The sequence below is a fragment of the Lonsdalea britannica genome, from assembly GCF_946477055.1.
Lineage (GTDB): Bacteria > Pseudomonadota > Gammaproteobacteria > Enterobacterales > Enterobacteriaceae > Lonsdalea > Lonsdalea britannica_A.
Window position 1 is genome coordinate 1 of record NZ_CAMKXG010000177.1, and the last position, 7382, is coordinate 7382.

Here is a 7382-nt window from a genome sequence, read left to right on the forward strand (position 1 = left end):
GGCGTTGACCGGTATCGGCCTGCTCGATCCGCACTTCGGCTGGGGAGAGCTGCCGGAGGAGGGCGTGGTGCTGGTCACGGGGCCTCAGGAGTACGTCAATCTGGTCAGCAGTTTCGCCCGTAAGCGCGAAAGTCGGGAGGAGCGCCACAAGGTGATGAATTTTCCCCTGCGCTTCGCCGCCGTGTCTGACCGCACCATCCATTATCGCGACCAGACGCTGGTGATCCCGGGCGTCGCCACCATCCTGAACGAGTTGATGGATGGCCATCGTGACCCGCCCGCTGGCGCCACGGCTGCCACCAACGCCGCCGCGGGCGGCGGATCGGGGGGCGGTGATGCCAACAAAGCGCTGGAGGGCGAGGCCCGCAACATGCTGACGCGCTGGGCCACGCGCACGCCTCCCCGCAGTCGTGACGGTAAATCGACGCTGGAGGGTAAGGTGTCTGCCGACGTGCGTAATAACGCGTTGCTGGTCAGGGATGACGAGAAACGGCGCGCAGAGTATCAACAGCTCATCGACAGCATCGATGTGCCACAAAATCTGGTCAATATCGATGCGGTGATCCTTGACGTCGACCGCACGGCGCTATCGCGGCTGGAAGCCAACTGGCAGGGAAAACTGGGATCGGTCACCGGCGGCGCCAGCCTAATGTCCGGCTCCAGCACGCTGTTCGTCAGCGATTTCAAACGGTTCTTCGCCGATATTCAGGCTCTGGAGGGGGAAGGCACGGCTTCTATCGTGGGAAACCCGTCGGTGTTGACGCTCGAAAATCAGCCAGCGGTTGTGGACTTCAGCCGTACCGCATTCATTACCGCGACTGGCGAAAGGGTGGCCGATATCCAACCGGTCACGGCGGGCACCAGCCTGCAGGTAACGCCGCGGGTCATCGGTAAAGGCGATCAGAGCAGTATCCAACTGGTGATCGATATCGAGGACGGTCAGTTGGAGACTAACGCGGAAGGCAATGCTGCGGGTGTGAAGCGCGGGACGGTCAGCACACAGGCGCTAATTGGCGAAAATCGCGCGCTGGTGCTGGGCGGTTTTCACGTCGAGGAGAGCGGCGACCGGGACCGGCGCATCCCGCTGTTGGGCGATATCCCGTGGATCGGCAAGCTGTTCACCTCCCGGAGACATGAGGTGTCCCGACGCGAGCGGCTGTTCATCCTCACGCCGCATCTCATCGGCGATCAAAACGATCCGACCCGCTACGTTTCCCAGGATAACCGCCGCCAGCTACAGGAAGCGATGGGCCGTGTCACGCAGCGCAACAGCAAAACCGATCTCTACGGCATGGTGGAGAACGCACTGCGCGATCTAGCCAGCGGTCAAACGCCCGCCGGATTTCATGCCGATAGCGTCGGCAGCCGCCTCAACGAGATCTGCCAAAGCGCGCGCGGTCTGGTCTACGAAAGCGGCCGCCACCAGTGGTACAGCAATGAGGCGGTCACGCTGGCGGTGGGCGTGGTGAAAAATTACGGACGCCAGCCACTGCGTTTTGACGAGGCGACCTGCGGCGGTCGCCGTACGCTGGCGGTTGCCGCCTGGCCAAGAACCACGCTGGCGCCGGGACAGTCGACGGAAATCTATCTGGCGCTGCTGCCCGCCCGTTCAACCGCGCCGACGCGTCCTTCTCTGATCCAACCCTAATGCTTTAAGGAGAAAAGCATGTATTCCAAGCTGTTCTTGTTCTGTTTTGCGCTGTTGCTGAGCGCCTGTGTGGCTAAAACGCCGCCGGCGCGGTGTGCGGACGTGTCCTGCCGTCCGCAGCCCGAAAACCATCAACTGGTGATTTGGTGGCAGCCAGACCTGCGAACCGGTATTGCCGATTCTACCCAGGTCGCCCTGCCATGACGGACAGCACGTTAACCGACGTTGAGAGCGGCGCGGCGTTTATTGCCGCGATGAACCGTCAGCAGCCGACCCGCTGGCAGCCGCAGTCCGGAATAGAACTGCGGTTTCAATACGGTGAGAGCGGGGGCTGGGCGCTGGAGCTTTCGATCCAGCCGGGCAGGCAATACCCCGGGCAGTTGCGGCAGATTCTGGGACGCCGCTATGACCGGGACGACGAAACCGAAGGCGCACACATTTTCCTGCGGGAAACGAATGTGCTGACGATTGGGTGGTTGCTCTGGCAACCGGCGGTGGAATATCCGCAGGTGGTGCGTGCGCTGTTTCAACTGGCGGGTGTGGAGTGGGAGGAAGTGAATAGATCGGATTGATCGCGATGAAATCATCACGGTAAGGAACTGTTCAAGGACTGAAGTCACTCATTTAGCAGTACCGGACAGGCGTTCGCCGTAGGTACTGGCGTTATGACGCGACGTTGCGTACGTCATAGCAGGACATCGCCACGACTCATCAAATGGATAAGGAAATAGCATGATTCAAATCTCAATCAAGACCACTCCCGGCGCGGATTTCGGATCTCAAGCCTCGGGTGTTGAAGGCTATCAGTCTCTGTCCGGCGGAACGGGAACGCAGGGCAGCAGCAGTGCCAGCGCCGATCAGCTGAGTAGCATTATTGATAAACTGACCGATCTGCTGACATCCCTGATGTTTGCCAACCAAGGCCAGTCAGACGCGACGCAGAGCGGTTCACAGAACAGCGGCACAGGCACGAAAGGTGTGCAGTCACCCGTCGATACTCAGGATTCGGATGCTATCGATAAGCTGTTTTCCAAGGCGCTGGAGAATCTGCTCGGTAGCGATACGGTCAACTCCCTCAGCCAGTCCGGCAGCAATAGCGGATCGCTGCTGAGCGACAGTCAGGCGACCGAAGGCAACCGAGATGCCTATAGCCAAGGGGTGAAAGATGCGTTGACGCTGCTGCTGGGGAATAACGCAGGCAGCAGCACGAGTACGCCGTCATCGCTCTCTCTGGGGGGAAACGGTCTTCAGGGGCTGAGCAGTACGTCGGACTTCAACCAGCTGGGGAACGCCGTCGGTTCTGGCGTGGGCAAAAGCGCCGGTTTACAGGCGCTGAATAATATCGATACCCATCGGGATGGCGTAGATCGCAACTTCGTTAACAAAGAGGATCGCGGCACGGCCAAGGTCATCGGGCAACTGATGGATCAATATCCTGAAATTTTTGGCAAGCCGGAGTACCAGAAGGATAACGCGTCGTCGCCGGTACAAGACGACAAAAGCTGGGCGCAGGCGTTGAGCAAGCCGGACGACGATGGGATGACCAGTGAAAGTATGGATAAATTTAAACAGGCCGTTGGCATGGTGAAAAGCGCGCTGGGAGGCGATAGCGGCAACAGCAATCTGAACCTGCGCGGCGCGGGCGGTTCCCTGTTGGGTATCGACGCGGCGGTCGCCGGAGAGAAGATCTCTAATCTCTCACTGGCGAAGCTGGCCGCCTAACCGCGCTTGGGTACGCGTCAGCACCGGACATGCATGTGTCCCGATATCACGTCGTTGTGTTGTGGTCGAGACGAGAGATAAAAGCACGGCGATGCAGGTGCTGAGGGCAACGGCATGCCGCGGCGCAGTCCTTCAGGCAAGGCTGTCATTCACCCCGGCGCTGCCGGGGTTTTTCATGCGGCACTCGTTGGGTGTCTCATTCATTGATGCGCCATCGATATCCCACGCGAGTTAGGCTGGAGACAGGATTTATTCCTGAGGAGCTTCGTTTTTTGGCAAGAGCATTGAGGTGATTCGCCAGAGAGCGAGGGGCCGCGGCTGAGGCTCGCCTATCTCTATTCACCGTGTTTTCGCCCTAATCGCGATGAGGCGCGTGGTTGTTAGATTTCAAATCCCGGCGCGACTTCCTTGATTGGTTTTTTACAGGCTTCTAACTGAGAAGCCTGCGGATTTTTTGCTGAACAGTCGGGTTTAAATGGATTAAGGGTGTCGCGATTAAAATAGATCAGCAACAGCAAGATAATGAGGGCGATTCGACGGAGTCGTTTATATTTTTTCATCAGTTATTCGTTGATTTGTTTACGCGGCATTAACATTTTACAAAAGCCTCAGAGTATTGTCTCCTCGCTTGACGGAGTTTCTTCTTTTCCTGACCCCTTTTCCTCACGGGACCGGAGGTAAAACACGGTCCGTACCTCGTTTTTCACCATGCCAAAAACTGTGCAAGGTCAAAAAAGCGTCGGTTTTTTTTGGATTTGCGAGGGAGGTGCGTAATCTACATGAAGCCGGAAAACATGGCATAAGGTAAAATTGCGTTGATAAGTCGACTTTTTCCGAACAAAGTAAAAAATAAGTTATATAAAAAATGTGCTTATGATTAAATTGCATTTATATGGCGGGGATTTATGCCGTTGTAGTTGATGTACTAGTCTGTCATTGCAATAAACGTCCAAACATAAGATGTCGTGCGCACTATTCAATTTAGAATGGGATAAATTATGAAATTGCAACAGCTTCGTTATATTGTTGAAGTTGTTAATCACAACCTGAACGTATCCTCTACAGCGGAAGGCCTTTACACCTCCCAGCCGGGTATCAGTAAACAGGTCCGGATGCTGGAAGATGAGTTGGGGATTCAGATTTTTGCACGCAGCGGTAAGCATTTAACACAGGTGACACCTGCCGGGCAGGAGATTATTCGTATCGCCCGCGAAGTGCTGTCCAAGGTCGAAGCCATCAAAGCGGTCGCCGGTGAGCATACCTATCCGGATAAGGGCTCGCTGTACATCGCCACAACGCATACGCAGGCGCGTTACGCGTTGCCAGAGGTGATCAAAGGCTTTATCGATCGCTATCCGCGCGTGTCTTTACATATGCATCAAGGCTCGCCCACGCAAATCGCGGAAGCGGTGGCCAAGGGCTCGGCTGACTTCGCCATCGCCACCGAGGCGCTGCATTTGTATGAAGATCTGATCATGTTGCCTTGCTATCACTGGAACCGCGCCGTGGTGGTCAAACCCGATCATCCGCTGGCGTCGAAAAGCAATATCACCATTGAAGAGCTGGCGGCTTATCCGATTGTGACGTACACCTTCGGGTTTACGGGACGTTCAGAGCTGGACACGGCGTTTAACCGCGCGGGCCTGACACCGCGGATCGTTTTCACCGCCACCGATGCCGACGTCATCAAAACCTATGTACGGTTGGGATTAGGGGTGGGTGTTATCGCAAATATGGCGGTTGATCCGCAGGCGGACCCCGATCTGGTCAAGCTCAATGCCGACGACATCTTCAGCTACAGCACCACGAAAATCGGCTTTCGACGCAGTACATTCCTGCGCAGCTACATGTACGACTTCATTCAGCGCTTTGCCCCTCATTTGACGCGTGATGTGGTTGATACCGCTATCGCGCTGCGGTCAAATGAGGAAATCGAAGCGATGTTTAAAGACGTCGTGCTGCCCGTCAAATAACGGCGCGCTATTCGTGACGGCCAAAGCATTTTAAGCTTTGGCCGTCACGATAATCCTTCAGACGTCGACCTTGTCTTTAAACTCGCAGAGATCTTCGATCAGGCACGAACCGCAGCGCGGCTTGCGGGCGATACAGGTATAACGTCCGTGCAGTATCAGCCAGTGGTGGCAGTCCACCTTAAATTCCGCTGGCACCACTTTCAGCAGTTTCTCCTCTACTTGCTCCACCGTTTTTCCGGGCGCAAAACCGGTACGGTTGCTCACGCGAAAAATATGCGTGTCGACGGCGATAGTCGGCCAGCCAAATGCCGTATTCAGCACGACATTAGCCGTCTTTCTGCCGACGCCGGGGAGCGCTTCCAACGCGGCCCGATTTTCAGGCACCTGTCCCTGATGATGTTCAATCAGCATCCGGCAGGTTTTGATCACGTTCTCCGCCTTGCTGTTAAACAATCCAATCGTCTTGATATAACTTTTCACGCCATCCACACCCAGCGCCAGCATGGCTTCCGGCGTATTGGCGACCGGATAAAGCTTGGCGGTCGCTTTATTGACGCTGACATCGGTTGCCTGCGCTGAGAGCAGCACGGCGATCAACAGCTCAAAGGGGGAGGTGTAGTGAAGCTCCGTCCTCGGTTCCGGATTGTTGTCCCGTAATCGCGTCAGTATGGCCAGTCGTTTTTCTTTATTCATGATGATGCAGTCGAGCCTTATTCAGAGACCGAAATGGCGTATGTACTGGGGATCGCCCAGAAAAACCTCGTTGATCCGCCGTGAGGGGCGTCGTATCCACGACGATATCTCTGACGGCGAGCCTGTCGTTCAGCGCCAGTATTATAACGTTCACCTGGAATGCGACGATATCCGTGGTTGCGTTAGGCGATCTATCACTGGAACGGCCAGATTCGCCAATAGTACGGCAAAGGCTATCCCTTCCGGATATCCCCCATAGGTTCGGATAGCCCAAACCAATGCACCGGTCAGCGCGCCGAACAAGAGACGTCCTTTTCCCGTCGTTGGCGAAGTCACGGGGTCGGTGACGATGAAAAAAGCGGCCAGCAGCGTAAATCCAGAGAAGAGATGCTGCGGCAGCGGGGCACAGACGTCCGGTTGAAGCTGTCGGCCAACCAGTGCGCAGATCGACAGCGCCAGCAAAAAACTGACGGGAATCTGCCAGCGAATAATACCTCGGGCCAGCAATATCAGGCCGCCAACCATAAAGGCCAGATTGATCCCAACGCCCTGCATGGACGCGGAAAAAACGTTGAAGGCGGTGGGGGCAAACTGCGCAGCGAGGGGCGTTCCCGCCGCGAATACGTCAGCCTGGGTATTGAACGCGACAGAATGTGACAGGGTGAATACTGATGGGGTCAACGCGTGAAGACCGGTAAATATGGTCTGTAGCGCGCTGATGATATCGTGCGGCTCACTCGGCGCCAGACCGTGAATCATTGTGGCGGGAAACGCCAGCATGAGTAGGCCATAGCCCATCATGGCCGGGTTTAGGCGATTATGGCCCAAACCGCCGGAGAGCTGTTTTACGCTGACGGCAACCGCCGTGGCAAAGACGACCCACCACCAGGGCGCCAGCGGTGGCAGGATGATGCCGATCAATACCGCGGTTAAAAGCCCCGAATTGTCTTTAGGCGTTGCCGAGACTGGACGCCTTTTAAGTGACAATGTCACGGGTTCAATCACCCGCGCAGTCACTAGCGCCAGCAGTATTTGCAGGAGGTTGCCGTAGCCAAAAAAATAACTCTGTACGGCAATACCCGGAATGCAGGCCAATATCACCCATCGCATGATGCCGGACGTCGTCTGCCGTTGATGCAATAACGGCGCGCTCGCAATTCTGAAAACCATTTATTCCTCGTGAGACTGTGGTTCTATTTGAGATCCCTGTAACGCCTGTGCCGCTTTGCGTGCTTTGACGCGTGCGATAGCGGCAGCCACGGCGGCTTTGCGCGGATCGTGCTCTGACTCGGTATTTTCCGTCGATGGCGTATCGACATTTACCGCTTTGGCCGTTGAGGCATCAG

The 7382-nt window shown here is 56.2% G+C and carries 8 protein-coding genes; 5 read left to right on the plus strand and 3 right to left on the minus strand.

Annotation, left to right across the window (positions count from 1 at the left end):
- The 4 genes from sctC to Q7O77_RS12165 all read left to right on the plus strand — a co-directional run.
- Positions 1-1648, plus strand: a 1648-nt coding sequence (gene sctC, locus Q7O77_RS12150; RefSeq protein ID WP_304167583.1) for a type III secretion system outer membrane ring subunit SctC, incomplete at its 5' end; no start/stop codon positions are given.
- 18 nt (positions 1649-1666) lie between these two features.
- A complete protein-coding gene (hrpT, locus tag Q7O77_RS12155) occupies positions 1667-1852 on the plus strand; it encodes an HrpT family type III secretion system protein (RefSeq protein ID WP_304167586.1) in 186 nt (61 codons plus the stop codon).
- Positions 1849-2220 (plus strand): hypothetical protein, encoded by a 372-nt coding sequence (locus tag Q7O77_RS12160; protein WP_304167589.1) that lies wholly within the window; start codon positions 1849-1851, stop codon positions 2218-2220. Before hrpT ends, Q7O77_RS12160 begins: the two co-directional genes overlap by 4 nt.
- Positions 2221-2380: 160 nt before the next feature.
- Positions 2381-3370: a type III secretion protein HrpN gene (locus Q7O77_RS12165; protein WP_304167592.1), complete on the plus strand. Its 990-nt coding sequence runs from the start codon at positions 2381-2383 to the stop codon at positions 3368-3370.
- Positions 3371-3750: 380 nt separating this feature from the next.
- Here Q7O77_RS12165 and Q7O77_RS12170 read toward each other — a convergent pair whose 3' ends face one another.
- Positions 3751-3930, minus strand: coding sequence for a hypothetical protein (locus Q7O77_RS12170; RefSeq protein ID WP_304167595.1), 180 nt, complete (start codon positions 3928-3930; stop codon positions 3751-3753).
- A gap of 438 nt (positions 3931-4368) precedes the next feature.
- Here Q7O77_RS12170 and cysB point away from each other — a divergent pair, with 438 nt between their 5' ends.
- The gene (cysB, locus tag Q7O77_RS12175; RefSeq protein WP_304167598.1) at positions 4369-5343 is read left to right on the plus strand and encodes an HTH-type transcriptional regulator CysB; all 975 of its coding nucleotides are present in this window, start codon (positions 4369-4371) and stop codon (positions 5341-5343) included.
- A 57-nt stretch (positions 5344-5400) separates the two neighbouring features.
- Here cysB and nth read toward each other — a convergent pair whose 3' ends face one another.
- Both nth and Q7O77_RS12185 read right to left on the minus strand, forming a co-directional pair.
- Positions 5401-6036: an endonuclease III gene (gene nth / locus Q7O77_RS12180; RefSeq protein WP_304167599.1), complete on the minus strand. Its 636-nt coding sequence runs from the start codon at positions 6034-6036 to the stop codon at positions 5401-5403.
- A gap of 150 nt (positions 6037-6186) precedes the next feature.
- Positions 6187-7206: an RnfABCDGE type electron transport complex subunit D gene (locus tag Q7O77_RS12185; protein WP_304167602.1), complete on the minus strand. Its 1020-nt coding sequence runs from the start codon at positions 7204-7206 to the stop codon at positions 6187-6189.
- Between the last annotated feature and the right edge of the window lie 176 nt (positions 7207-7382).